Origin of the sequence: Collinsella sp. TM10-22, from assembly GCF_003466125.1 — a bacterium.
Classification (GTDB): Bacteria; Actinomycetota; Coriobacteriia; order Coriobacteriales; family Coriobacteriaceae; genus Collinsella.
The window spans coordinates 30,639-55,966 of sequence record NZ_QSOC01000003.1 but is presented as its reverse complement, the minus strand read 5'-3'; the positions used below and the strand labels follow the sequence as shown (position 1 = coordinate 55,966).

The 25,328-nt window shown below is 58.4% G+C and carries 19 protein-coding genes, 5 tRNA genes and 1 pseudogene; 5 read left to right on the top strand and 20 right to left on the bottom strand.

Annotation, left to right across the window (positions count from 1 at the left end):
• Positions 1 to 30: 30 nt before the first annotated feature.
• Together DXD94_RS03725 and rpsF are read right to left on the bottom strand one after the other, a co-directional pair.
• On the bottom strand, positions 31 to 483 hold the full coding sequence (locus DXD94_RS03725; RefSeq protein WP_117743356.1) for a single-stranded DNA-binding protein: 453 nt from the start codon (positions 481 to 483) through the stop codon (positions 31 to 33).
• A gap of 48 nt (positions 484 to 531) precedes the next feature.
• Positions 532 to 825 carry a 30S ribosomal protein S6 gene (gene rpsF / locus DXD94_RS03720; RefSeq protein WP_006235831.1) on the bottom strand — a complete coding sequence of 98 codons (294 nt, stop codon included), beginning with the start codon at positions 823 to 825 and terminating at the stop codon, positions 532 to 534.
• Positions 826 to 1,330: 505 nt separating this feature from the next.
• Between rpsF and DXD94_RS03715 the strand changes: the two genes are divergently transcribed.
• Both DXD94_RS03715 and DXD94_RS03710 read left to right on the top strand, forming a co-directional pair.
• A tRNA-Ser gene (locus DXD94_RS03715) sits at positions 1,331 to 1,421 on the top strand.
• 48 nt (positions 1,422 to 1,469) lie between these two features.
• Positions 1,470 to 1,560: transfer RNA gene (locus tag DXD94_RS03710), tRNA-Ser, on the top strand.
• 235 nt (positions 1,561 to 1,795) lie between these two features.
• Here DXD94_RS03710 and DXD94_RS03705 read toward each other — a convergent pair.
• On the bottom strand, positions 1,796 to 2,728 hold the full coding sequence (locus DXD94_RS03705) for a hypothetical protein (RefSeq protein WP_117763262.1): 933 nt from the start codon (positions 2,726 to 2,728) through the stop codon (positions 1,796 to 1,798).
• 303 nt (positions 2,729 to 3,031) lie between these two features.
• On the opposite strand from DXD94_RS03705, the gene DXD94_RS03700 reads away from it, so the two are divergent.
• Together DXD94_RS03700 and DXD94_RS03695 are read left to right on the top strand one after the other, a co-directional pair.
• Positions 3,032 to 3,721 carry a trimeric intracellular cation channel family protein gene (locus DXD94_RS03700; RefSeq protein WP_233540312.1) on the top strand — a complete coding sequence of 230 codons (690 nt, stop codon included), beginning with the start codon at positions 3,032 to 3,034 and terminating at the stop codon, positions 3,719 to 3,721.
• Between the two features lie 106 nt (positions 3,722 to 3,827).
• Positions 3,828 to 4,973 (top strand): polymer-forming cytoskeletal protein, encoded by a 1,146-nt coding sequence (locus DXD94_RS03695; protein ID WP_117734801.1) that lies wholly within the window; start codon positions 3,828 to 3,830, stop codon positions 4,971 to 4,973.
• Positions 4,974 to 5,100: 127 nt separating this feature from the next.
• On the opposite strand, the gene typA is transcribed toward DXD94_RS03695, so the two are convergent.
• From typA to DXD94_RS03650, 9 genes are all read right to left on the bottom strand, one after another.
• Positions 5,101 to 6,939: a translational GTPase TypA gene (gene typA / locus DXD94_RS03690; RefSeq protein WP_117734802.1), complete on the bottom strand. Its 1,839-nt coding sequence runs from the start codon at positions 6,937 to 6,939 to the stop codon at positions 5,101 to 5,103.
• A gap of 117 nt (positions 6,940 to 7,056) precedes the next feature.
• Positions 7,057 to 7,506: a hypothetical protein gene (locus DXD94_RS03685; RefSeq protein ID WP_117734803.1), complete on the bottom strand. Its 450-nt coding sequence runs from the start codon at positions 7,504 to 7,506 to the stop codon at positions 7,057 to 7,059.
• A 30-nt stretch (positions 7,507 to 7,536) separates the two neighbouring features.
• Positions 7,537 to 7,926: a hypothetical protein gene (locus DXD94_RS03680; protein ID WP_117763260.1), complete on the bottom strand. Its 390-nt coding sequence runs from the start codon at positions 7,924 to 7,926 to the stop codon at positions 7,537 to 7,539.
• Positions 7,927 to 8,427 (bottom strand): bifunctional nuclease family protein, encoded by a 501-nt coding sequence (locus DXD94_RS03675; RefSeq protein WP_117734805.1) that lies wholly within the window; start codon positions 8,425 to 8,427, stop codon positions 7,927 to 7,929.
• Positions 8,428 to 8,613: 186 nt separating this feature from the next.
• Positions 8,614 to 8,690 (bottom strand) — tRNA-Ile (locus DXD94_RS03670).
• Between the two features lie 4 nt (positions 8,691 to 8,694).
• Positions 8,695 to 8,770: transfer RNA gene (locus tag DXD94_RS03665), tRNA-Ala, on the bottom strand.
• Between the two features lie 67 nt (positions 8,771 to 8,837).
• Positions 8,838 to 8,914, bottom strand: a tRNA-Ile gene (locus DXD94_RS03660).
• On the bottom strand, positions 8,879 to 9,997 hold the full coding sequence (locus DXD94_RS09795) for a VanZ family protein (protein WP_233540311.1): 1,119 nt from the start codon (positions 9,995 to 9,997) through the stop codon (positions 8,879 to 8,881). The genes DXD94_RS03660 and DXD94_RS09795 overlap by 36 nt, the downstream gene beginning before the upstream one ends.
• A gap of 237 nt (positions 9,998 to 10,234) precedes the next feature.
• Entirely contained in the window at positions 10,235 to 11,446 is a 1,212-nt protein-coding gene (locus tag DXD94_RS03650; RefSeq protein WP_117734806.1) for a Fic family protein, read from the bottom strand.
• Positions 11,447 to 11,776: 330 nt separating this feature from the next.
• Here DXD94_RS03650 and DXD94_RS03645 point away from each other — a divergent pair, with 330 nt between their 5' ends.
• Positions 11,777 to 12,370 carry a hypothetical protein gene (locus DXD94_RS03645; RefSeq protein ID WP_117734807.1) on the top strand — a complete coding sequence of 198 codons (594 nt, stop codon included), beginning with the start codon at positions 11,777 to 11,779 and terminating at the stop codon, positions 12,368 to 12,370.
• A gap of 332 nt (positions 12,371 to 12,702) precedes the next feature.
• On the opposite strand, the gene DXD94_RS03635 is transcribed toward DXD94_RS03645, so the two are convergent.
• The 8 genes and pseudogenes from DXD94_RS03635 to DXD94_RS03600 form a co-directional block, all read right to left on the bottom strand.
• Positions 12,703 to 14,355 (bottom strand): RNA-binding domain-containing protein, encoded by a 1,653-nt coding sequence (locus DXD94_RS03635; RefSeq protein ID WP_117734808.1) that lies wholly within the window; start codon positions 14,353 to 14,355, stop codon positions 12,703 to 12,705.
• A 1,061-nt stretch (positions 14,356 to 15,416) separates the two neighbouring features.
• Positions 15,417 to 15,641, bottom strand: a pseudogene (locus DXD94_RS03630) (dTDP-glucose 4,6-dehydratase); the annotation flags it as partial.
• Between the two features lie 12 nt (positions 15,642 to 15,653).
• The gene (gyrA, locus tag DXD94_RS03625; RefSeq protein ID WP_199406615.1) at positions 15,654 to 18,404 is read right to left on the bottom strand and encodes a DNA gyrase subunit A; all 2,751 of its coding nucleotides are present in this window, start codon (positions 18,402 to 18,404) and stop codon (positions 15,654 to 15,656) included.
• Between the two features lie 41 nt (positions 18,405 to 18,445).
• Positions 18,446 to 20,476, bottom strand: a complete 2,031-nt coding sequence (gyrB, locus tag DXD94_RS03620; RefSeq protein ID WP_117734810.1) for a DNA topoisomerase (ATP-hydrolyzing) subunit B — start codon at positions 20,474 to 20,476, stop codon at positions 18,446 to 18,448.
• Between the two features lie 105 nt (positions 20,477 to 20,581).
• Positions 20,582 to 21,145 (bottom strand): DciA family protein, encoded by a 564-nt coding sequence (locus DXD94_RS03615; protein ID WP_117763259.1) that lies wholly within the window; start codon positions 21,143 to 21,145, stop codon positions 20,582 to 20,584.
• Positions 21,132 to 22,238 (bottom strand): DNA replication/repair protein RecF, encoded by a 1,107-nt coding sequence (locus tag DXD94_RS03610; protein WP_117763258.1) that lies wholly within the window; start codon positions 22,236 to 22,238, stop codon positions 21,132 to 21,134. The genes DXD94_RS03615 and DXD94_RS03610 overlap by 14 nt, the downstream gene beginning before the upstream one ends.
• A gap of 9 nt (positions 22,239 to 22,247) precedes the next feature.
• A complete protein-coding gene (gene dnaN / locus DXD94_RS03605) occupies positions 22,248 to 23,351 on the bottom strand; it encodes a DNA polymerase III subunit beta (RefSeq protein WP_022094338.1) in 1,104 nt (367 codons plus the stop codon).
• A 238-nt stretch (positions 23,352 to 23,589) separates the two neighbouring features.
• Complete coding sequence (locus tag DXD94_RS03600) at positions 23,590 to 25,314, bottom strand: DnaA ATPase domain-containing protein (protein ID WP_117763257.1); 1,725 nt, start codon at positions 25,312 to 25,314, stop codon at positions 23,590 to 23,592.
• Positions 25,315 to 25,328: the final 14 nt, after the last annotated feature.

Sequence of the window (25,328 nt, the reverse complement as noted above, 5' to 3'; positions counted from 1 at the left end):
GCCTCTCACTCAAAAATAGGTGAACAACCCTTAGAACGGGATGTCCTCATCGTAGACGTCGACCGCGGGCGGCGTAGCCACCGGTGCGGCAGGACGTGCTGTGGGCGCGGGAGCTGCGGGGGCGTAACCGCCCTGATCGTAGCCACCCTGGCCACCACGGGAGCTCATAAACTCGATCTCATCGACGATGACCTCAAGCTTGCTCCGGCGCTGGCCGTCGCGCTCCCAAGAGCTGTAGCGCAGCTTGCCCTCGATCGCGACCTTGTTTCCCTTTGCCAGGAAACGGCTCACGGCCTCGGCGCGGGTGCCGAACATAGTGCAGTCGACAAAGTTGGGATAGTCCTCCCACTCGCCAGTCTGCGCGTTGCGGCGACGATCGTTCACAGCGACGCCAAAGGACAGAACCTGGGTTCCGCCGGCGGTGGCGCGCAGCTCGGGATCGCGGGTGAGGTTACCGGTGATGTTCACTCGATTGATGCTCATAACTCACTACTTCCTCTTGGGGCACAAGCCCAGTCCAAAACGACAGTCTTACTCCTGGTCGTCGCGACGGACGATCATGTGGCGGACCACAGCGTCGGTGATGCGCAGGACGCGATCAAGCTCGGCGATCTGGGTAGGATCTGCGTGGAAGTTGATGAGGGTGTAGTCACCATCGGTGAGGTCGTTGATCTCGTAGGCGAGCTTGCGCTTGCCCCACTCGTCAACGGAGTCGACCTTGCCAGCGCCCTCAGCGATCGTGGTATCGATACGCTTCATAACAGCGAGACGAGTCTCGGGGTCGAGCGACGGGTCAACAAAGAACAGCAGTTCATAAGCCTTCATATTGTCACCTCCTCTGGGCAAATGTGGCTTCAGGTCGTGAAGGTGCGCCTGAAGCAGGAAAAGACTTGGTAATAATATCTTTCAACCTCCTAGGCTGCAAGAATATGCAGCTACAACCTCATGACCTCCACATATGCCCATACTCGCACGGCACTTCATGCGTCCTCCAACCAAATGCTGACCAAATGCTTGACGGAACTGTGGACAAGATACGGCGCCGTGGGGACAAGTCGCACCAAGCCGCAGGTCAACGGGCACAACGCTGTGGTCGCGAAATGCATACCAGTGGTCCACAACGCCAACCAAAGATTTTTAAATTCATTGCCAAGTCGCTTATGAATACCCTTTTTTGAACAATTGAGGTGATCAACCACGCTGGTCGGAAGCCGTTTTTCGGAACCTCAAACCCCACTGCAGCGCCAAGCGCGGCCAAGCGTTTTAAAAAATGCCAACTTTTCTGTTTGCACCTTACGATTCCTCGTGTATACTAACTTTCGCATTTAACGGAGAGTTGTCCGAGTGGCCGAAGGAGCACGATTGGAAATCGTGTAGGCGTCAAAAGCGTCTCCAGGGTTCAAATCCCTGACTCTCCGCCAGTTAATTCCAAAGCAGGCCTTCGAGCCTGCTTTGTTTTTACCCCACGCGGAGGGGTGGCAGAGTGGTTGAATGCGGCGGTCTCGAAAACCGTTTGGCCTGTATAAGGTCACGAGGGTTCGAATCCCTCCTCCTCCGCCATTTTGGTTGAGAAAGCTCCCAGCAATGGGAGCTTTTTTGTTATCGAAATACGTCTCGATCCCACGCTTCCCCAAACATGTACGTCACCCTCCAAAACCGACATTTTTCGACATCTTTGAAGGCTGACGTACACGTTTGGATTGAGCTCACGGGAGTGGCACTATTCGGAAGGTGCCTCTTCGTCTCGCATGCCTTTCCAGTTGCGGATAAGCGCCTTGCGTAGTTCGTTTTGCTCTCACTGGTGCCCGGTGTCGGTACAGCGAGGCATGCCGAGTGCTTCGCGAATGTTGTTCATGGCGCGGTGAAAGGCGAGCTGACTGCCGAACTGAGCCGAAGTGAGCGTAACGATTCGATATCCCATTTGGGAGAGAACGGCCTCTCGCTCCGCATCTGCTCCTTTGCGCTCGAACTCATCGTGAAAGCCGCCCTTATATTCGATACCGAGCTCCCTGCGCTTGTAGGTAACGAGCGCATCGATTTTGAGTGTTCGAGCTTTGGCGCAATGCCAGAGACGTTGAGGGATCTCGAGCGGTTTGTTGAGTTCGATACCTCGGATGCCAACGCCGCCTTCGCTTGTTGGGAGTGAGAGGGCGATTGCCGAAGCGGTCTCCATAGGCGAGGCAGAGCGATCGTAGATGTGCCTGAGCGCGAGCCGTGCACGTGTGGCACCGGGTTTGCCGGGATGCCGATCGAGCAGTTCGATTATTTCATCCTTGGAGGTGGTGGCTGGTTGCTCGGTATAAGGGTCGGCGGGATTGAGCCTCATGCGATAATCGCCGCAAACTTCATAGCCATATTCGAGATATTCGATCCTATTCATCCACTCGGCAGCGAGCACGAAGGTGAAGGCTTCGTCGGTGATGAAGACTCCGGGCGTCAACTCGTTAATATGCTCGTAGGGAAGATTTTGTCCAAGCATGTGGCAAATGACGCCTTTGGTGCGAATTCGCTCGAATTCGAATACAACCGAGATATCGATAGTCTTGAGCATATCGGACGGAATGCCGCAGTCGGTAAGGGCCTGTCGTATGCGCGCAACACGTTGCTGGGTGGAAATGCCTTGTGCGCCTATCTGGTAGTCGTGCCGCGCAAGAGACTGAACCAAATTCTGGGGTGCATGATGGACAAGCCATGCGGTTTTATGCGAAATGAGAACAGGGGTGTCCATTGAGGGCCTCTCGCTCTGAGCCGGTATCCAACTCTTATGTCCGTTGAAGTGGGGAAATATACCGGATGTGAGTAAATCAACTCATTCATGCTGTGGGCCCAATCCAAACATGTACGTCAGCCTCCAAAGATGCCGAAAAATGTCGTTTTTGGAGGGTGACGTACATGTTTTGGACCCCTGACATTCCAGCAATGCCACGCCCGCGCCCAGTCCCTACCGTTTGCCGAGCAATAAGGTCTCAATCGCCGTCAACCATGTACTATGTACGGGCATTGTTCAAACCTACAACTCAAAGGACCCATCTTGCCCGTCGCCGCCGCTATGACCATTACTTCACATGCTTCGGATGCCATGGTCGCTATCCCATTTTGGCTCGAGATGTTCGCCGTTGTCGCGGCATCGATCTCGGGCGTGCTGGTCGCGCGCGAGCACAAGCTCGATCTGGTGGGCGCGGTCGCGCTCGCAGTGGTCTGCGGTCTGGGCGGCGGTCTCTTGCGCGATATGACGCTCCAGGTCGGCAACGTGTATATCCTCAACCAACCAATGGCGTTACCGCTCTCCATCGCCACGGCGGCCATGATCTATATCTTCCCGGCAATCGTCGATAAGCCCGACAAGCTCATTCCCCTGCTCGACATCATCTCGGTCGGCATTTATGCGGCCACCGGCGCGGACAAGGCGCTGGTCTACGGCTTTGCGCCCGCCGTATGCATCATGATGGGCTTCTTCACCGCAGTGGGCGGCGGCATGCTGCGCGACGGCTTTATGGGCGTGGTGCCGGGCATTTTCCAACGCACTAACTTTTATGCCATCGCGGCCATCGCCGGATCGACAAGCTATGTAGGCCTCGTCATGAGCGGGCTCATGAGCAATGTCGCGGCGCTGGTCGTATGCGTCATCGTGACCATGGGGCTGCGTTGGCTATCGCTGCGCTTTGACATCAAAAGCCCAACCGAAGACGACATCGCACGCTTTTTGCACCGTAAAAAGTAGGTAGCACGGCCCAGCCCTTCGAAATGCAACCGGCAGGTTCTTTTAGAGCGCTTGCGCATTGGGTACCCTGTTAGATACCTGTCGAGTATCTAACGAAGGATTCACTATGCCTTACAACCAAGTACCGTCAACCCGGCGCCGCAAAGCGCGGAGTCACATCGCTATCCTATTCGCGCTGATTGCGCTCGCGCTCACCGCACTCCCCACGGCATCGTTCGCCAGCACCGACACCGCGGGAAACGTGCTCGCGACCGAAGTTGACTCAACTCCGTCGGGTGTCGAAGGCGACCTGTACTGGGCCGGCCAAAGCCTCAACCTAGACGACGCCTCCATCGGCCGCGATATTATCGCGGCGGGCGAGAGCCTGTCGATTCGCGACTGCACCGTAGGCGGCGCCGTTCGCCTGGCGGCGCGTACCATCGATATCGCCAAAACCACAATCGATGGCAGCGTCACGGTGGCCGGCCAGCACGTCGTCCTCAACACCGGCAGTACTGCCAACTGTTTTTACGCGGCGGGCGAGACGGTCGCCCTGCGTGGCTCTGCCAAATCGGCGGCGCTCGCCGGCGACACCGTTACCATTGACGGCACCGTCGATGGCGATGTTGAGGTCTGGGCCGACAAGCTCATCCTGGGCAAAAACGCCCGCATCACCGGCACGGTGAACGCCCACGTCTCACAGGATCCCGAGCGGACAGAGGGTGCCCAGGTTGGAGCCCTCAAGATCGACCGAACCGAAAACGAGGACACCTCTACGGTCAACGACATTATCGGCGGCATCGTTGCCGCGGCGCTTTCCACCTGCTTTGTCGCCATCCTGCTTGAGCTTGTCTTTCCGCGCGCAACCGCCAGCGCCGCCGGCATGCTGCATCAGCGTCCCACGCCGCTGTGGGTAAGCGGTCTTCTGGGCACGGTTGCCGTCATTCCCGCCGTCGTGCTGCTCATCATCTCGATTGCAGGCCTGTCGCTCGCCGGTGCCCTCATGTGCGGCATCATCGGCATCGCCCTGGTCTCGGCGGCATTTACGGGCACCGCGATCGCACGCATGGTCGGACACAACCAGAATCGCTACGCCATGGCCGCCGTGGGCGGTATCGTCGCGGGCGCACTCACGGCACTTCCTCTTATGGGCAACTTTGTCAGCGGTGTAGCCTTCGTCTTCACACTCGGCTACGTCATCCAGATCATCTGGCGCAACGCCCACCTCAAGCCGCAGCAGCCGGCTAACACGCCGGGACTCCCCACCGCCTAACCACCAACCACCACAAAGGGGACAGGCACCTTTGTGGTGGCGCAGGCCGTCTCAATCCACGTGCACCAAAAAGGGCGACGACCATTGCGGTCGACGCCCTTTCATTTAAAGCTATGAAGCCCGGCGCTTATTTGTTGACCTGGCCGGCGCGGACAGCAGCCTTCTTGCGGTCGGTTGCGTTGAGCAGACGCTTGCGCAGGCGAATGTTCTTGGGAGTGATCTCGACCAGCTCGTCGTCGGCGATGTACTCCAGCGCCTCCTCCAGCGAGAAGACACGAGGCGGCACCAGCTGAACGGAGATGTCGGAGGTCGAGGAACGCTGGTTGCCCAGGTTCTTGGTACGGGCGATGTTGACGACCATGTCGCCAGCCTTGCTGCGCTCGCCCACGATCATGCCCTCGTAGCACTCGGTGCCCGGCTCAACGAAGAGCTGGCCGCGCTCCTGCAGCGTACCCAGAGCATAGGCAACGGCCTTCTCAGTGGTCATGGAGATCATGGCACCGTTCTGACGGTTGCCGATCTCGCCGGCGTAGGGACCGTACTCCAGGAAGGTGTGGTAGAACACGCCCTCGCCGTGGGTGACGTTCATGATGCGGTTCTTAAGGCCCATGATGCCACGCGTCGGGATCTTGAACTCGAGATGCGTCACGATGCCCGAGGTATCCATGCTCGTCATGATGCCACCGGAGGTGCCGAAGACCTCAACGACCTTGCCCGAGTACTCGTCCGGGCACTCGACGACGGCCTGCTCGACAGGCTCCATCTTGTTGCCGTTCTCGTCCTTCTTAAACAGAACGCGGGGACGACCGACCTGGAACTCAAAGCCCTCGCGGCGCATGGACTCCATCAGAACGGACAGATGCAGGATGCCGCGGCCCGAGACCTCGACGCCGCTCTTGTCCTCGAGCTCCTCGATCTTCATGGTCACGTTGTTCTCGGCCTCGTTGAACAGGCGCTCCTTAAGCTGACGGGCGCCCACGATGTCGCCGTCGCGGCCGACGAGCGGGGAGGTCGAAGCCTCAAAGACGATGGACAGGGTCGGCGGGTCAATCTCGATGGGCTCGAGCTCGACGGGGTTCTCGGGATCGGTGTAGACATCGCCGATATCGGTGCGGTCAATACCCACGACAGCGGCGATATCGCCGGCGCCGACTTCCTGGCACTCGGTACGGCCCAGGTAGTCGAAGGTAAAGAGCTGCTTGACGGTAGCGGTGGCGCTGGAGCCGTCGTTCTTCACAACCAGAATCTGGTCGCCCTGATGGATGGCGCCGGAATACACGCGACCGATGCCGATACGGCCAACGAAGTTGGAGTGGTCGATGGTCACACACTGCATGGCCAGCGGGGCGTTCTCGTCAACCTCGGGCGCGGGCATGTCGTCGATGATCATGTCGAGCAGCGGGTACATGTCCATGTTGCCGTCCTCAGGGTCATGACGGGCAAAGCCGTTGACGCCGCTGGCGTAGATAACGTGCTCCATGGCAAACTCGAGCTGGTCGTCGGTAGCGCCCAGGTCTGCCATAAGGTCGAGGCAGTCGTTGTAGGCCTTCTCGGGGTTAGCGCCCGGACGATCGATCTTGTTGATGACGATCATGATCTTAAGGCCGGTGTCGATAGCGTGACGCAGCACGAAGCGGGTCTGGGGCATGGGACCCTCAAAAGCGTCGACCAGCAGCAGGGCGCCGTCGGCCATACGCAGCACGCGCTCGACCTCGCCGCCAAAGTCGGCGTGGCCCGGGGTGTCGATGACGTTGATCTTAACGTCCTTGTACTCGATAGAGATGTTCTTGGCGAGAATCGTAATGCCGCGCTCGCGCTCCTGGTCGTTCGAGTCCAGGACGCGGTCCTCGACCTGCTGGTTGGCACGGAAAGCGTCCGTGGCACGCAGGAGCTTGTCGACCATCGTCGTCTTGCCGTGGTCGACGTGGGCGATGATGGCGATGTTCCTCAGATTGTCTACGCGCATGTAGTTCCCCTATCTTCTATCCATATACAAACGGCACGCGTATGCGGCCCGCCCAGCGATACAACGCTCAGCGAGAATATTGAGCCTTTTACCGAAAACTCGTTTATTTTAGCGATTTTAGATAAGAGGGGTTTCCTCACCTGCAGGTTCAGGGTCGCTCCACATAAAACCATCGCCGGCACCCATGCCCTCATACAGCACGTATGCCGAAAAACCGCTCTCGAGCGTGGTTTCGAAGAAGCTCACGAGCAGGGCGTCGTGATAGCCGCCGTCAATCTCGACGCAGCCGGTATAGCCGATAGCATAGCGGGCGATACGGCCCAGGCCCTCGTCCTTAAGACCCATCTTGTGCTCGGAGATAAAGTTGGTGGCAGCCTCCAGGCATGCCTCCTCGCCATCCTCGTCGAGCGCGGCAAGATAACGGTTGGAAGTGGCGTCCTCAATTGCCACAACCACGCCAGGGTTTTCGCCCGCGGCCAGGTCGTCCAAGAAGGCGCCAATCAGATCGCACACCATGGCGTCGAGCTCGGCGGAGACGTTACCGGCGTCCTGCATATCCTGTGCCATCTTTAGACCTTCCCATCGAGTCCGGAGTCGTTACAGTTCCTGTGCCTCGGCGGCGATCTTGGCGGCAGCGTCGCGGGCGCGCATCATATCCATCGCGCGCTTGTCGAGCACCTTGATCTGACTGGTCAGCATCACCGCGTCGACCACGCCCCAGATCACCAGGCCCGTAGAGATCGAAAACCCAAGCGCACCAACTGTACCACGAAGGCGCGAGCAGATTGCCGCGACAAGGGCGGAGATGACGACCATCTTGATAAACGAGCCGCGGCGCTCGCGAAGCGTGCGGGCCTGCGTCACATAGACAATGCGAGCCGCCTCAAAAGCCTCTGAGCGCATCTGGGCTTCACGCGCGATGGCGGCCGCCTCGGCCGACATGCCGCCGGCCATCAGCGAACGCTCCGCAACCTGGACGCCCCGCATTTAGAAGTCATCGGGGGAGAGCGTATGGACGAACTCGTCGAACTTCTCGAACTCCCGCTCGTCGTCGACTTCCTCGGCGTGGGTAGAAAGAGTGCCCAGGCGATTCATGATGTCGTCCTCCACAAACATGGGAGCATTGCTGCGCACGGCAAGGGCAATGGCATCACTGGGGCGGGCGTCGATCTTACGCTCCTCGCCATCGGCCAGCACGACGATCGTCGCGTAAAACACCGGCGGCTCGGCGCGGACGATCTCGATGCGCTCGAGTTTGGCGCCCAGGGCGCCAACAGTATCGAGCAGCAGGTCATGGGTAATCGGGCGCTCGGCGCGGCCGCTATCGATGCCGCGGCTGATGGCAGCAGCTTCAAACGAACCAGTCTGAATGGAAAGGGAACGCAGCGGCGCGGGCGAGTCCGATTTGCTGCAGCGCTCGCGAAGCACGATAAGCGATGGCACGGGACCGGCGGCCATGACGATGGTCTCTATGTCGACACGAACCATGGAACACCTCCGGTACGTAGCGATTAACACACGGCATCTTCGCCGCATTGAATAGCTATACTACCCAATCTTTCGCACAGCACACAAAATTAAAGTAGTTAATTAGGGACGGGGCTTTTTTGACTACTTTCAGTAGGTAAGAAAAGAGCCCCGAGGCAATTGCCCCGAGGCTCTTCACAGTTTTGATGGTGGACCTGACAAGATTCGAACTTGTGACCTCCCGGTTATCAGCCGGACGCTCTAACCAACTGAGCTACAGGTCCATCATGGTGGAGGTTAGGGGGATCGAACCCCTGACCTCAGGCTTGCAAAGCCCGCGCTCTCCCAGCTGAGCTAAACCCCCACGGAGACAGTAATAAACACCCCAGCGGCGACTCGGCTCTCGCTGGGGTGTTTATTGCGAAAGAAAGTGGTGGACCTGACAAGATTCGAACTTGTGACCTCCCGGTTATCAGCCGGACGCTCTAACCAACTGAGCTACAGGTCCATCGCGGGGATTAATATAGCCCAGAGGTCGGTGGCGCGTCAACAACTTTTTTTCAAATTTGTTTTGAAAAATGAGGCGGTACACGAATGAGCCAATACTCCAAGCTATAAAGACGCAGGTAACAGCCGTGATGTAGCCTGAGGCATCCAGAAACAAATCGAGCTTGTCGAAGTGACGACCAGGCACATACAGCTTGTGATACTGGTCGGCAAACGACGCCGCCGCGCAGGCCAGGATAGTCAGGGCGTACATGAGCCACGTTCTCCATATACGAATGTGGCCTCGACGGCTGCGACGGTGCGCCCATCCAGACATCCAGGCGAGCACGTTGAGGGCTATCACTCCGCCCAAAATGGCAAATTCGACCACGTGCGCCTGCTGGCGAACGGATAGACCATGGTTAGAGAACTTCACAGAAAGCAGCAGGATGTGAGCGGCCGTCCATTTGATTGGATCGTCCTCGAAGGCCGGAATCAGCCCAGCCTGCACCAAATAGGCCCCATGTTCGGCAAGCGAGCCCGCGCCGGAGGACAGGGCGGATGTGTCTGCGACCGACTGCTCTGTAAGGTAGTAGACGGTCATCGCCCCGAAAACAAGCAGGCCGAGGCACAAGATACGCGCGATCCAGCGGAGCGCAGATGCGCCGCGGCGAGGCTGAGGCTCGGCGAGCTGCTGAGACGTCTTGCGTGTGGGGCGCTCGGGTTTTGCCGGAGACGGGTCATAGGTGTCAGGATCGTAGGCCGACGGATATGGCTGCTGACCACGCTGCCCATATGCTGCCTGATCTGCAGGAAGATTCTGCCGAGATGTGGGCGGGCGACGCATTTGCACCGTTGGAGCATCCTGCATGATGCGGTGTTGTGGAGCCGTGCTGCCTGGCGATGCAACCTGGCCGTCCTGAACATTAGGAGACTCGTAGGGGCTCGGCTGCGGAGTCGCTGCTTGAGGGCTGGTGTATGGATCAGGCTGCAGCCCCGCAGGCCAAGAATCTGCGTAGGGGTTATTCACCACCGTCTTGTCGGCAGACGGGTAATCGCCAGATGGCGCATTTTCGTTTTGAAACGGGTAATCGTTGTTGGGCATGTTGACCCCCTTCCAAACGCCATCATTTTCCTACGGTTTTATTCCAAGCGCGGAAACTCAACGGAATGGGCATGAGGAGAAATGCGCGCAACACGCGATCCCACTTTATAAAGGTTCGATTACAGGGCCCTCTCCACACCCTGCAGTAAACCCCTTAAAAGAAAGAATTGACGATTTCTTTCTTTTAAGGGACTCCTGTTTGACCCATCTGAAAGAGGGGCACGTTTCTTTTTTCCGTTACCCAATGCCCAAAAGCTCGGCACCCACATCCGTCAACTTATAAATAGGAGGTCGCTGTGAGACCCTAGACATTAACTCCAGCCTCTCAAGCTCTTTCGCGCAGTTTCGAGCCGTCGGCAGTGATACATCCAGGTATTCTCGCAGCCCATCGAGCCTGATTTCCCCAAAAATGCTGTAAAGATGAATCTGCGCCGCGTAACAAAGCGCCTCGAGCTGCCTCTTGCTGAACTCCCCTTCCAGATTATGCACGCACTCAAATAGGCCATCTAGAGCGCGCTTCTTCTCCTCAAGATTCGCGATGAGCCCATCTTGCGCGTCCGAAATCAAATCCAGAATAGCAATGACGAAGCTTGTTGCATCCGATCTGTTTAATGGGCGCTCGACCGCATCGAATGCGCGATAATACGTTGCCTTGTTTTCTGCAATCACGCGAGATAACGATAGAACGGTCGGCTGAGACAGCGGTCTGCTCAACTGCAAAGCAAGCAGATACCTGCCGGTTCTTCCATTGCCATCAAAGAAGGGGTGAATATAACCGAACAGAAAGTGACACAGTGCCGCAGCATACAGCTCGGGAATGTCCTCACGTTGAGAAAGGCCGAGCCACGCGCTCATCATCTCTTCGATTTTCTGAGGCGGGTAAACCCCTTTGTGGACTGTCTTCCCATGCTGATTGAGTATCTCGACCGGCCCGGACCGAAACAGACCATCCCCCGGTAGGTCTTCGGGGGATATCGCATCCGCAACTACCGAGTCGTATATCCGCCTGATGTCTTGCAGCGATTGGGGCATAGGTGGATTGTTGCTCAAATTAAGATACAACTGAGCAAACTCAACAAAGGGTGCATGAGCCGACTTGTCGTTGGCGGCGAGAGCCTCCTCAATCTGACGCCGGGTACTGTGCACACCCTCAATCTCATTGCTATACACAACCTCATCCATAATGAGGGAGCGAACGTAGGCACCCAAGGCAACGATAGGCAGGTCCCTCCAAAGGGCAGACACCCTTCTCTCCTTGCGAAGCACTTGTTCCGTGTTATAGAGCAGCTCATGGGGCACAGACAGAAACATCTCGCCCGATTCGAGCTCAATTCCAGTTCTATAGGTCGATTCGCTATTGAATCTAGACGTATACAGTTCTTCGACATTTGCATATCGATCGGACGAAGCGTCCGCATAGAAAGTTTTTTCGAGAGTACAGTATGCCATCAATCCTCCCTACTTTTTTCTTTTACGGTAACAGGAAGTGCTTATAAAAGAAAGAAATCGCCGTTTTTTTCTTTTATAAGATTAAATCTACCCCAAGATAAAAGAAGCGTTTTTTCGCGTTTACACCGTTTGAATCGCAGACGAGCCGACCTCTTTCCACAATGAATATCACTCTCTTCGGCAGCGGCCCCACTCACATTGGCAATATGTCCAACCTCAACAGAGTTCAGACGCACCCCAGCAGGGGTCGACCGAAAACGTCACACGATATGTACGCCCTCTACACTTGGGCAGAATCAATAAATACCGACGACAAGGAAGTAATATCACATGGAGCTTTTTAGCGCGCTCGGAGCCAATATCGACCACCGAAATCTAATTCAACTTGACGGAACCTCCCCCTCGCAACATGCTCTATATGAGAGAAGTCCGGTATTCAGTGACACCACCACAAGCTCGCTCTCCAGGAAACTTGATTTGGAAAGCGACGATCGAAAGCGTCTGGAACTTTGGAAGCACTTTTGGCTCGAGTATATTGATTCCTTTGACACACTAGCAACCGTACGCCCCGACTCCGTCGCAACCGCCTATCTAGGTGGACATGCAGTTGAACTTGGGTTTAAGTATCTCCTGCTCGCCAAAACCAACTCCTTCATTAGAACCCACAACCTCGGTGTTCTTGCCGAGAAGGTCAATAACGCATATAGCCCGCTACCGGCGTATTGCGATTGGATTGTCGATTTCTGCACGTTATACCAAAAGTGCGTTGAGGAGGGACACATTGAATACTTTCGGTATCCAGAATACGGCGGTGCGGAAGGCAGCTCCCTATTCAAAGGCATGAAGTTGGACATTCACTGGATTTCATACAACCTCGCGCTGATTACGCTCAAGCTATTACATCTTGCAGGAATAGAAAGATAATTGCGTCGAGGTCCGCTTTGAAGAACTCGAAGTCGGGCCACATCCCTCCGGAAGAACTTGTCCTTCATGTGGCCGAAGACCTGCTCCATGGCGCCGTCGTCGATGCAGTTACCCTTCCGGGGCATGCTCTGCTCAATTCTCAATGACCACGGCACTCAGGAAGCGGTGGTCATTCGGACCACATCTTAGTGAACATCAACAGTGACTACACCGTCAGCTATGAGCCTTTTGAGACGATATCTAACATCACCCCATCTATATCGGACTATCTCTGTGGTATCGATATAGATGTCAGAGTTCCAGATATAGTTCGATATAGATATTGAGCCCCACTACTGGGAGCTCAGGACGTAATGGGCGTCCGGACCGCGTTTTGCCGACTTAAGCTCTCCAGCCTTGATCAACTTCCGAATTTCATAGTAAGCAACATCGGGATTAACGTGAAGGAGCTCCGCCACATCCTGCTTGGTCACACGCCCCTGTTCCCGCGCCAGTCTTAAAATGAGTTCTGGATAGCGGATCGAATCGATGTCCGCCTGACGTACATACTCCTTAACTCTTCCCGTGCGCTTATATACTTTTGAGCTCATACGGTATTCCCTATGCGCCGCCGAGCCAACTGCCTCAACCAGACCAGACTCGACCAGCAGCTCTACCGTCTGGATGAGTTGAGCCTTTCGAACGTCAACATGCTCTGTCAGCACCTCAATCGTAGCTCGACGCAGGCGCTTGAGCGCATCGAGGACAAGCAGGGTCTGCAGGGGAAGCGGCGCAGATCTCTTCTCCGACTCTTCCGCAATGAGCTTGATGAATTCCTGGTCCGGCTTGCTGCGCGCAATAAACAGGCTGACGCCCGTCGAACCGGATTCGGAATAATCCGGGAGAGGCCTGCCCGAAAGCAGGGAGCCTTCATAGATTCGGTCGATCCCTCGCCCGGTTCGCTCTGCGAGGCCGATGCGCTTAAGGGCGTCCATGAGACTCGGATTTCTTCCATGGGGATCGGCAGTGAGAAGGTTATCGATCGATATGCCTTCGATAAAACCGCCCGGATTCGAAATGGTTAAACCCGTGTCGTCAATCAGAACGCGGACCCTACCCAACATCGAGTAATCCCTGTGCCCGAATGCGTTTACAAGCGCCTCGCGAATTGCGCGGCCGTTAAACGTTTCAATCGGATCGCTGAACAACCCCAAAGATACTTCGGTGACGGGATTCCACGGTATGATCGCCTCGGAGACCTGCTCGATAGTGCGGAGCAGGGGGCCTTTATAGGTAAGGTTTACCCTCACATTCGTGCCCTCCAGCACCTGAAGGGTCGCCTCGGAAGTGGGGACGGCCTTGGCAAGAACATCTTCGCGGCCGATCATCAACAGTCCCGTCAAAGTTGGAATTGTTTGGTCTCCAACGGTTGCGACAAACCCCAACGCCCTCTCAAGATCCTCATCGTCGAGCTCTAGAAGCGATTTATCGCTGTTATTGTATTTCCGCACAACATTACGAAGATTTTCCATCGCCAACGGATCAAAATCTTCACGCGTAGTATCCGGGACGGGCTGGGCGGAGTAATCCAAGCGACCAAGGTCGGAGAGGCGGGTCGATATCTCGTACGGATACATTGGTATGCTCTCAGGTTCGCCGTTGGCCTTGAGACGCCGGCGCAGGATACGCCCCTGGGCGGAAGCGATGACGCTCGTGGAACGCGGAACCTCTATTCGAGTAATGTACTTTTCGTCTTCCACAAGGACGACCGTTCGCACGGAGACAGAAGGCACTGTCTTGTTCGCAATCATGGCGCTCATCTGCAACGGGTCTCGATGTTGAGGCTGAGCACCGGTGAGCGTTCCGTCGTCCTCGACACCAATGTACAGCTCCCCTCCATCGGTGTTGGAGAGGGCAACCACCTCATCTACGATGACATTTTCGGAGATGGTCTTACGATCGCTCTTAAATTCTACGATTAAAGATTCGCGCTGCGGGACACTCATATCCAACTCCTTATATCTGAATCTGTATCAGATTATATCTGTAATCAGATATATATATCGATAGTATAGATATAGTTTGATATATCGCCTCACGACGGGGCATATTCCAGCAATTAATTCCAAATTCCTCGGGAACGGCTTTTTTTCGATATCGTGAGACTAGAATGCCCTTTCAAGGACCTAACATGCACGCAATATGAATGGAGACGGCATGACTTGTGATCGACTCATAGAGTTAGCAGTTCAAATCATAAGCGCGATAGCAACTGCCACAGCGGTCATAGTCGCACTCCGAGACTCTCATCGCGCAAGAAATGTACACGATGAAGATATGCGGCGGCGCTCAGGTGGAAGGCGTCTCGTGCTGGCTTGAGGATCTCGGGCCCGACGACCACCCATACGACAGCGCTTTCCTATACATGCGGACTGTCTTGTCAAACAAAAGTGAATCTCCGGTTTACAACGTCGTCATAACTTGTGTTGGAATCCAGGGAAGCGGCCCTAAACCTAACGGTGAACTCGCCGGCCCTGACTATGAATGTCGTTCTTACATATCCGTTCTTCCTCCGGGTTCCTGGTCCACTCTTTTGCCAACTCACGGGCGCGGAATGGGAATTGTTCTTGGCTCAGAGATTGCTTTTACCGACGCCCGTGGCACATCGTGGATCCGTAGGGCGAACGGCCACCTCGAAACAATAGACACCTCTCCGATTAATTTCTATGGGATAAGCCTTCCGATACCATGGGCGACATGCGATCTCGATATATCCGACACCCTGATACACGGTCGGAGATGGGTGTGAATGTTATAGGCATTGGCTCTCCAGGGGGCTGGATAATTGACAATCTTGAAGTGCCGCTGAGGATTAGGACGAATGGCATCGCAAATCGACACGGATGAAGAGGCCGCTCCATGCCTAACCAACCCACGAAATGAGACGCCCCCATGGACCCGCCATCATTTGGGTCCACGGGGGCATCGTCAAACCAATGGAAGCCTCAGGCGAGACAGGCCCTTTCGGAAGACGCCAGAGAGGCCCGCCGTATTGACGCGGGCGGTCCTACTGCCCCTGAGATTTGTACCTGGCCTCGGTGGCCTCCTTGGCGGAGCGCCGCCGGGCCTCGTTGGCGCGGTACCAGCGGATCGTCCCCGCGAGGCCCGCGGCGAAGTCGGTGTTCCTCGGCTCCCAGCCGAGCTCGCGGCGGAGCTTGGCCGCGTCGATGGCGTAGCGGCGGTCGTGGCCGGGGCGGTCGCGCACCCAGTCGAAGTCGTCCTCGGGGCGGCCGAAGGCCTTCACTTACTCCTCGAGCAGGTCCTCCAGCGCCTCGTCACCAGAGCCGATGTCAACATGGTCGTCATCGGCCGGGGCTTCCATCGCGCCGGCGGCCAGCGGGTCGAGCGACTCCTGGCCCTCGGCAACGGCCGGAACCTTGGCCTTCTTCTTGGCACTCGTCATACGAGCCACAGCGGTGACGCGGTCGCCATCTCCCACGCTCATCATCTTCACACCCTGGGTCGCGCGACCGGTCTGGCTGATCTCGTCGGTCTTGACTCGAATGACCGTCGCGCCTTCCGTCACGATGAACAGCTCGTGCTGCGGGCCCACCGCCTTCATGGCCGCGAGGTTACCCTTACGCTCGGTCATTTGGATGGTGTAGACGCCCTGGCCGCCGCGATTCTGCTCCGGGTAGTCCGCAACCGGCGTGCGTTTGCCGTAGCCGCGCTCGGTAATGACGAACAGATCGCCGTTGCCGTTAGTGACTTCCATGCCCAGAACGCTCACGCCGTCCTTCATACCGATACCGCGAACGCCGCTGGTGTCGCGGCCGGTGGCGCGCACCTGCTCCTCGGAGAACATAATCGCCTTGCCCGCAGTGGTGGCCAGGATGATCTTGTCACCCTCGCGCACGCGGCGCACGTTCAGCAGCGCGTCGTCGTCACGCAGGTTGATAGCGATCAGGCCGTCGCGGCGGCTGCGGTCATATGCGCTCATCACGGTCTTCTTGACCATGCCGCTCTTGGTGGCAAACATCAGGTACTCGTCGGCCGGGAACTCGCGGCAGCTGATGACGCTCGCGATCTTCTCGCCCTCCTCGAAGGGCAGCAGGTTGACGATCGCGGTGCCGCGGGCCTGGCGGGTGCCCACGGGCAGCTCATGCACCTTGAGGCGGTACACCTTGCCGCGCGTCGAGAAGAACAGCACGTATTCATGGGTGCTGGCGATGAACATCTCGTCGATGACGTCGTCTTCCTTGAGGCTCACGCCGGAGACGCCCTTGCCGCCGCGCTTCTGGGCGCGGTAGGCGGCCACCGGGATGCGCTTCACGTAGCCGGTGTGGGTGATGGTCACGACCATGTCCTCGTCGGCGATGAGGTCCTCGACGTCGAGGTCCTTCTCGGCGTGGGTGATCTCGGTGCGGCGCTTGTCGCCAAACTTGCGGGCGATCTCGCGCATCTCCTCCTTGATCACGCCGAGGATCTTCTCCTCGTGCGCAAGCAGATCCTCGTAGTAGGCGATGGCGCGGCGCAGGCCTTCGAGTTCTTCCTCGATCTTGTCGCGCTCCAGGCCGGTGAGGCGGCGGAGCTTCATCTCAAGGATGGCCGTGGTCTGCTCGGGCGTAAACCCAAAGCGCTCGATCAGGCGGCTGCTGGCCTCGGAGTCGGTCTGCGAGGAGCGGATGATGCTAATGACCTCGTCGATATGGTCAAGGGCCATCAGGTAGCCCTCGAGGATATGCGCGCGGGCCTGGGCCTTCTTAAGGTCGAAGCGGGTGCGGCGGGTGACGACGTCGACCTGGTGGTCGATGTAGTGCTGCAGCATCTCGCGCAGGCTCAGGCATTTGGGCACGCCGTTGACAAGCGCCAGGTTGTTGGCGCCGAAGGTCGTCTGCAGCGAGGTGTACTTATACAGGTTGTTGAGCACGACCTGCGGAATGACGCCCTTCTTGAGCTCGATGACCAGACGGATGCCCTTCTGGTTGGACTCATCGCGCATGTCTGAGATGCCCTCGATGCGCTTGTCGTTAACGAGCTGGGCGATCTTCTCCTGCAGGGTGCCCTTGTTGACCATGTAGGGAATCTCGGTAAAGACCAGGCGGCTGCGGCCGGTCTTGGTGGACTCCACATGTGCCTTGGCACGCACGGTAATGGAGCCGCGGCCGGTCTCGTAGCTCTGCTTAATGCCAGCGCTGCCCATGATGATGGCGCCGGTGGGGAAGTCCGGACCGGGCATGATCTGCATGAGTTCGTCGACGGTGGCGTCGGGGTTGTCGATCAGGTAGCAGGTGGCCTCGATCGCCTCGGTGAGGTTATGCGGGGCGATGTTGGTGGCCATGCCGACGGCGATGCCCTGGCTGCCGTTGACCAGCAGGTTGGGGAAGCGCGCAGGCAGCGCCTGGGGCTCGGCGAGCGATTCGTCGTAGTTGGGCTGCCAGTCGACGGTATCCTTCTGCAGGTCGCGCAGAAGCTCCATGGCGGGCTTTGCCAGGCGGCTCTCGGTGTAACGCATGGCCGCCGCGCCGTCGCCATCGATGTTGCCGAAGTTGCCGTGGCCGTCGATGAGCGGCGTGCGCATGGAGAACCACTGCGCCAGTCGAACCATGGCCTCGTAGACCGCGGAATCGCCGTGCGGGTGGTACTTACCGATAACTTCGCCGACCGTCCACGCCGACTTCTTGTGCGGGCGGTTGGGGTAGATGCCGCTCTCGTTCATCGCGTACAGGATGCGGCGGTGCACCGGCTTTAAGCCGTCGCGCACGTCCGGCAGGGCGCGCGCCGTGATGACCGACATCGAATACTCGATAAACGACTGCTTCATCTCGCGACCGAACTCCGAAATCTGGAGCTGGCCGCCGTTGATATCCTCGCCGGCCGAGGCGCCACGGTCGACTTCGCCAAAGCTCTCCTCGAGCTCGGCGTCGTCGTCCTCTTCCTCCTCATCATCGGCATCGGGGTTATAGGCGTCCGGATCGCCGTCCTCGCCCTGCTCAGCACGGGCAAGCAGGCGCTTCAGATCGTCGGGCATACCGGCATCGCCGGCCTCGCCCATACCCTCGTTATTGTTGATATCGTCTGCCACGTTACCTCCTCTTAAGCGTCAAGGAATCGTGCATCATGTGCATGTTTTTCAATGTACTCGCGGCGATAGCCGACCTCGGAACCCATCAGCTCGCGCACGGCGCGGTCTGCCACCACGGCGTCCTCGATCGACACGCGCTGCAGAATACGGGTCTTGGGGTCCATCGTCGTCGAGGCAAGCTGCTTGGGGTCCATCTCGCCCAGGCCCTTGTAGCGCTGGACGGTATAGCCCTTGCGTTTCTTGGTGATCTTGCCATCCTTGGCCTTGCCGTCCTCGTCGTTGTCGTCGGGGTTCAGGCCCAGACTCTGGATGGTGTCGCGTAGGATCTCGTCTTCGGGCTGGCGGCCGTTGGGATACACGTAGTGGATCTTGTTGCGCACCTTAATGCCAAAGATGGGCGGGCAGGCAACATAGACGTAGCCGGCATCGATCAGCGGACGCATGTACTTGTAGAAGAATGTCAGCAGCAGGATGCGGATATGCGCACCGTCGACGTCTGCATCGGTCATGATGATGATCTTGTGGTAACGCGCCTTAGCAATATCGAAGTCGCCGCCGTCGCCGGCACTCGTCGTAACGCCGCAGCCGATCGCGGTAATCAGCGACTGGATGGTGTCACTCGAGAACGCGCGGTGGTCGCCAACGCGTTCGACGTTCAAAATCTTGCCGCGCAGGGGCAGAATCGCCTGGATGTCTCGGCGACGGCCGTCCTTGGCCGAGCCGCCTGCCGAGTCGCCCTCTACGATAAAGAGCTCGGTCAGCTCGGCATCGCGCACCGAGCAGTCAGCGAGCTTACCGGGCAGGGACGCCGTCTCGAGTAGGCTCTTGCGACGCGTCGCCTCGCGCGCCTTGCGGGCGGCATTGCGGGCCTTGCAGGCCTGCTGGGCCTTCTTGACGATCTCGCGGGCAGGCTTAGGGTGCTCCTCGAGGTAATCGGCGAGGCCGTCGGTCACGATCTTGAGCGTCAGCGCGCGCATATAGGAGCTGCCGAGCTTGGCCTTGGTCTGGCCCTCAAACTGCGGGTCGGGCAGCTTGACCGAGATAACGGCCGAAAGGCCCTCGCGCACATCGTCGCCGGTCAGGTTGGCGTCCTTTTCCTTGAGCAGATTCTGCTTGCGCGCGTAATCGTTGATTACGCGGGTAAGCGCGGTGCGGAAGCCCTCAAGGTGCATGCCGCCCTCGGGGGTGTAGATATCGTTGGCAAACGACATGACGTTCTCGCCGTAGCCGCTATTCCACTGCAGGGAAACCTCGACCTCGCCCATCTTGGCCACAGGCGCGTCCGGGTCCGATTTGCCCTCGATGTAGATGGGCTCCTTAAAGGCCTCGGGGACGTCCTTGCCCTCGTTGAGGAACTCGACGAAGTCGATGATGCCGCCCTCGTAGCAAAACTCCTCCACGTGGGGAGTCGCCTCGCGCTCGTCGGTCAGCACGATCTTGAGGTTCTTATTGAGGAACGCCGTCTCCTGCAGACGGTTGTGCAGCGTATCGAAATCGTAGATGCAGGTCTCGAAGATCTCGTCGTCGGGCCAGAAGGTGACGGTGGTGCCCGTCGAATCCGAGGTGCCCACGACCTCCATCTTCTTGACAGTCTTGCCGCGCGAGAACTCCATCTCGTAGGTGTTGCCATCGCGGCGAACCTGAACGACCACGCGCTTGGACAGTGCGTTGACGACGGAGATGCCCACGCCGTGCAGGCCGCCCGAGACCTTATAGGCCGAGTTATCGAACTTACCGCCGGCGTGCAGGATCGTCATGACGACCTCGAGCGTCGGAATCTTTTTAACAGGGTGCTCGTCGACGGGGATGCCGCGCCCGTTGTCGACGACCGTGATGGAGTTGTCGGCGTGGACCGTCACCTGGATCTCGGTGCAGAAACCGGCCATGGCCTCGTCGACGGAGTTGTCAACGATCTCCCACACCAGGTGATGCAGACCGCTGGCGCTCGTCGAGCCGATATACATGCCCGGGCGCTTACGAACGGCCTCGAGACCTTCGAGAATCTTAATCTCGCCGCCATCGTAATCGTTTTCGTTTGCCACACGTCCTCCTTCAGTCAAGAAAATGTGTACAGCCTTACTAGTTTATCGTAAAAAAATACCCTCGGGAACGAGGGTATTTGGCTCTACAAGGCCACCAGATGCGATTTAAGGCTCTTTTTTGCTTTGCACGCCCTTGGCCCACTCGGCACTGGCTCTCATGGCGTTCTCGAGGGCCTCGCGCAGTTTTTGGTCTTCGATGGGCGCCACTTGGCGCTTGATCTCGGTGCGCTCGCCCTCACTTAGGTCGGCGTGCGGGGCCGGCGGGCGCTCGGTCGTCGCCGGGCGCAGGCGTTCCTTGGCGGCGGGCGGCGTGTGACCGGGTGCGGTGGTTTTGAACACCAGGCCGTCCACATGCGCACCGGCGCGCTCCATGCGCGCGCGGATGATCTCGCGCAACAGCGTCATTTCCTGCGTCCACGAGGGCGAGTCGAGATACACCAGCAGCTCATTGGACTCGGGCAGGTAGCGCAGCCCCGTCACATGCCGCCCCTCGCGCGTGCCCGAGCACACCGCGTTCCACGCGCGATGGACCGCGCGCGACTCCTCGGCAGCCTCCATCTGCGCACGGCGCTTAGGCGTCGCCGACGCCAGGATGCGCTGGCGCTCTGCGTTCAAAAAGCCACTGAAGGCGACCGTCTCGCTCTCGCGCTCGTAATTAGCACGTCTCACCCATGCTCACCACCTTGGCTCGATCAAGCAGGTCATCGGTAAAGTACCCCAGGTTGGTCGTGGTTATAACCGTCTGGATATCATCGCCGATCAGACGCAGGAAAGCACCACGCCGCTCGCCGTCGAGCTCGCTCATCACGTCGTCCAAAAGCAGCAGTGGGGCGGTGCCCAGGACATCGCGAGCCACGGCCACCTCGGCCACCTTCCAGGACAGCACCAGCGTTCGCTGCTGTCCTTGGCTGGCAAATGAACGGGCGGAGCGACCCGCCACGGTAAACTCGATCTCGTCGCGATGCGGTCCCACCAGCGTCACGCCGCGGCGAATTTCCTCGTCGGCGTGCTCATCAAGGGCAGCCAGCATGCGCTCGTACGCCCAGCCCTTCAGCTCTTCGCGATCCTCGACCTGGGGCAAATCCCCCAGCGTGGACGCATAGGACACGCTGGCGGCTTCACCGGACGCTACTTGCCCGTAGGCAGCGCGCACATGGCCCGCCAGCCGGTCGAGCAGGGCCAACCGGTGCACGAGCAGAGCCGAGCCCGCGCGGGCAATCGAATCGTTCCACGCGCCGAGCATCTCGCGGCAGCACCAGGTTTCCTTGAGCAAGGCGTTACGTTGGGTCACGCAGCGCCCATAGGTGCTCGCAAGATCGGCATAGCGTGCGCTCAGCTGCATGCCAAAGTCATCGAGGGCGGCGCGGCGCACACTGGCGCCGCGCTTAACCATGTCCAGATGGTCGGGGCAAAACAGCACGCTCGGCAGAACCCCGCGCACACCGGCGGCAGAGCATCTCTTGCCGTTTCGGCTAAACGAGCGCTTACCGTCCTCCGCGCTCAATCCCATATCAAGCACGCGGCCGTCGCCCTCGAGTCTCAGCTCGACCTTGCACGAGCCCACGCCGTCATGGACGAGCTCGGCTGCGGTCGGATGCCTAAACGAGGCGCCGCTCGTCAGCAGCTGCAGCGCCTCTATGAGATTGGTCTTTCCCGCCGCGTTGGGTCCCGCAAGTATCGTCACGCCTTCGTCCAGGGCAAGGCGATAGCTATCGAAACTGCGGTAGTGCGCGACGGAAAGATCGCGGGCGAATATGGTCATGGCGCAGCGCTAGATGCGGACCGGCATGACTAGGTACAGGTAGTTGATCTTGTCGTAGGACTTGAAGATGCCCGCCTGCGAGTAGCTCTTGAGCTCCAGTGTGATCTCCTTCTCCTTGGACAGGGCATTGAGGCAGCCGAAGATGTAGTGGTAGTTGAAGGCGATAGTACCCGACTCGCCCTCGGCCTCGACATCGATCGTCTCCTGCGCAAGGTCCTGGTCATTGGAAATGGAGGACAAGCCCATCTGCCCGTTCTCGACATCGATCTCGAACTTGACGGCGGGGTTGGCGCTCGCGATAACGGCCACGCGCTTGAGAGCGGCGTTAAAGGCGGCGACGTCGATCTTGACGCTTGTCACGCACGAATCGGGGATGAGCTGCTTGTAGTTGGGGTACACGCCCTCGATGCGGCGCGACACGTAGGTGGTGTTGCCGGCCTCGAAGACGACCTGGGTGTCGGTAGCCCCGATCATGATGGTCGCCTGGCTGGCCATGATGTTCAGTGCGTCGTTAAAGGCGTCCGCCGGAACGTTGAGCTCAAAGGAGCCCTCGAGGGTCGAGGTCTCGACCTGCGTATCGCACACGGCCAAGCGGAAGGAATCGGTCGCCACCAGGCGCACGGTGTTGTTCTCGACCTTCATGTGCACGCCGCCCAGGATGGGGCGGGCCTTATCGGTCGAGGTGACGCGCCACACGCGGCCGACCATCTCGGACAAGATATCGGTCGGCAGCTCCACGGCACTCTCGATGGCATAGGCCGGAAACTCGGGGAAGTCATTGGCATCGAGCGTGTTCAGGCGGAAAGAGCTCTTCTCGCAACCAATCAGCACCTGGCGCTCGGACAGCTCAAAGGTGACCGGGGCATCGGGGAGAGTCTTGGTGATATTGGAGAGCATCTTACAGGGGATAACCATCTCGCCCTCTTCTTCGACATGCGCCGCGATGCGATGACGGATCGAGATGGTGTAGTTAGAGGTCTGGAATTCCAAGATGCCGTCTTGCGCCTTAACGAGCACGCCCGACAGGATGGGAAGGGTGGATGCCGAAGCGACACCCTTCATAACGACGCCGATGGCTTGTGTAAGCGAGCTCTGACTGACGGTGAACTTCATCTTTTAATACCTTTCTATAGATATAAATATCTTAATAATAGTAATAGCACTGACGAAACTGTTGATTACTCCCAAAGACGCAGGTCAGACCCAAAAAGAGAATCGACAGCAACCTGTGTGCAACGGGGGTGGTTTTCCACGTTCAAAACCTGCGCAAAACTTTTCATCACCGCGGGTTGGGTTTTAGACACCTTATGCCCGTGGTTTCGACAAGTTTTCAACAGGTGTCTCTATTTCCCTACGATCGCAGTGTAATTTTATCGCGCAGCGACTTGAGGTCTTCGGTGACGGTGCGGTCTTCCTGGATCATCTTCTGGACCTTTTTGTAGCTTGTGCTGACGGTCGAGTGGTTGCGGTTGCCAAATTCGGCGCCCACCGCCGTGGTCGTCATCTCGCACATCTCGATTGCCAGATAGATGGCAATGTGGCGTGCTTTGGCGATGTTGGCGTTGCGCCGCGGGCCGATGAGCTCCTCGTGCGTCACGCCGTACTGCTCTTCGATGACGGACTGAACCGTTTGCACGTTGATCTTTTTGGCCGATGTGTCGAAGTACTGGCTGGCGATGGCGTCGATATCATCAAAGGTGAGCTCGCCGCCATCGCGCTCGCGGTCACCCGCCTCGCCGGCGCAGCGCTCGCAGAAGCTCTCGAGTTCGCGGATGTTGGTGCCCGAGACCTCGGCCATGTGTTTGAAGTGCTCATCGGTCAGGTGCCCGCCGTCGCCCCCATAGGCCGCCAGCAGCGAGTCGTCGCCTGCCTCGGGAGCGGCGACGATGGTGTTCTCGTAATAGCGCTGCAAGATCTTGTATTTCATCTCGTAGCTGGGCTCTGCGACCAGGCAGAGCATGCCGGCGTTGAAGCGGCTGGTCAGACGCTCGTCCATGCTCAGGTCCTTGGGGGCGCGGTCTGCCGCGATGACGACCTTCTTGTTGTTGCGGATGAACTCGTCCATGAGCTGGAAAAAGTAGTCCACGCTCGCGCGCTTACCGATGATGTTTTGGATGTCATCGATGATGAGCACGTCCACGCCGTGGTACGCCTGCATGATGGGGGCGTTGCTCTTCTTTTGGCGGTCGAACTCGGTCATCAGGTCGTCCAGATATGCCTGGGAGTTGGCATACTTGACCTTGATCTCGGGCGACTTCTCGGCGAGCTCGTTTTTGATGGCAAGCAGCAGGTGCGTCTTGCCCAGGCCCGATTTGCCGTAGATGAACAGCGATGTGCACGTGCCGCGCTCGTCCGCGAGGGCGGCAAACTTGAGTGCCGAGCGATAGGCATGGCTGTTCTCGGGGCCGTAGACAAAGTTCTCAAAGGTAAATTTTGAGTTCGCGGCGAGTGGGGCTCCATCCGTATTCTGCTCGGCCGGCACGGTCGGTGCTGGCATGGGTGAAGCGGGGGTCGCAGCTTGCGTGGATTTAGTCGGCGCTCCGCCCTTCATCTGGTTCATCATGCGACGAAAATCATCGGCCGAGAGCGTGTTCTTGATTGCAATGCCCGAATCCGCGCCCGCCGCTGCGTCGTGGGCGATGGGCATGTGCGTGACGGGTGCGTTCGTTGACGTCGCCGCCGCGGCCGGCAACGGTGCCATGGTTTCACGGGAAACATCGCCGTGCTGGTGCTCGATTGTCGGCGCGTCGCCTGCGGAGGCCGGCGCCGCCGGGGAAGTAGCGGGAGCCGTGGCGGGCGCCGTCGCGGCAGCGGATTCTGTCGCGGCGCCTTGCGGTGCCACGATGTCGAGTGCAATCGGTGCAAAGGCGATTTCTTCCAGATAGGCCTCAATAGTCGACTGATGCTTTTTGAGCTGCGCGATGGCAAAGCGCGAGGGCGCCTCGATCGTGAGCGTATCTTCGGTCAGGCTTATGGCGCGCGATTGCCCCAGCATATTGATGAGGCGTGCATCTTGGCCGTCGCGCTGGCAAAAGGCGATGGCATCCCCCAGGATGATGCTTGCTTCCTCGTCCACTGTCTCTCCCGTTC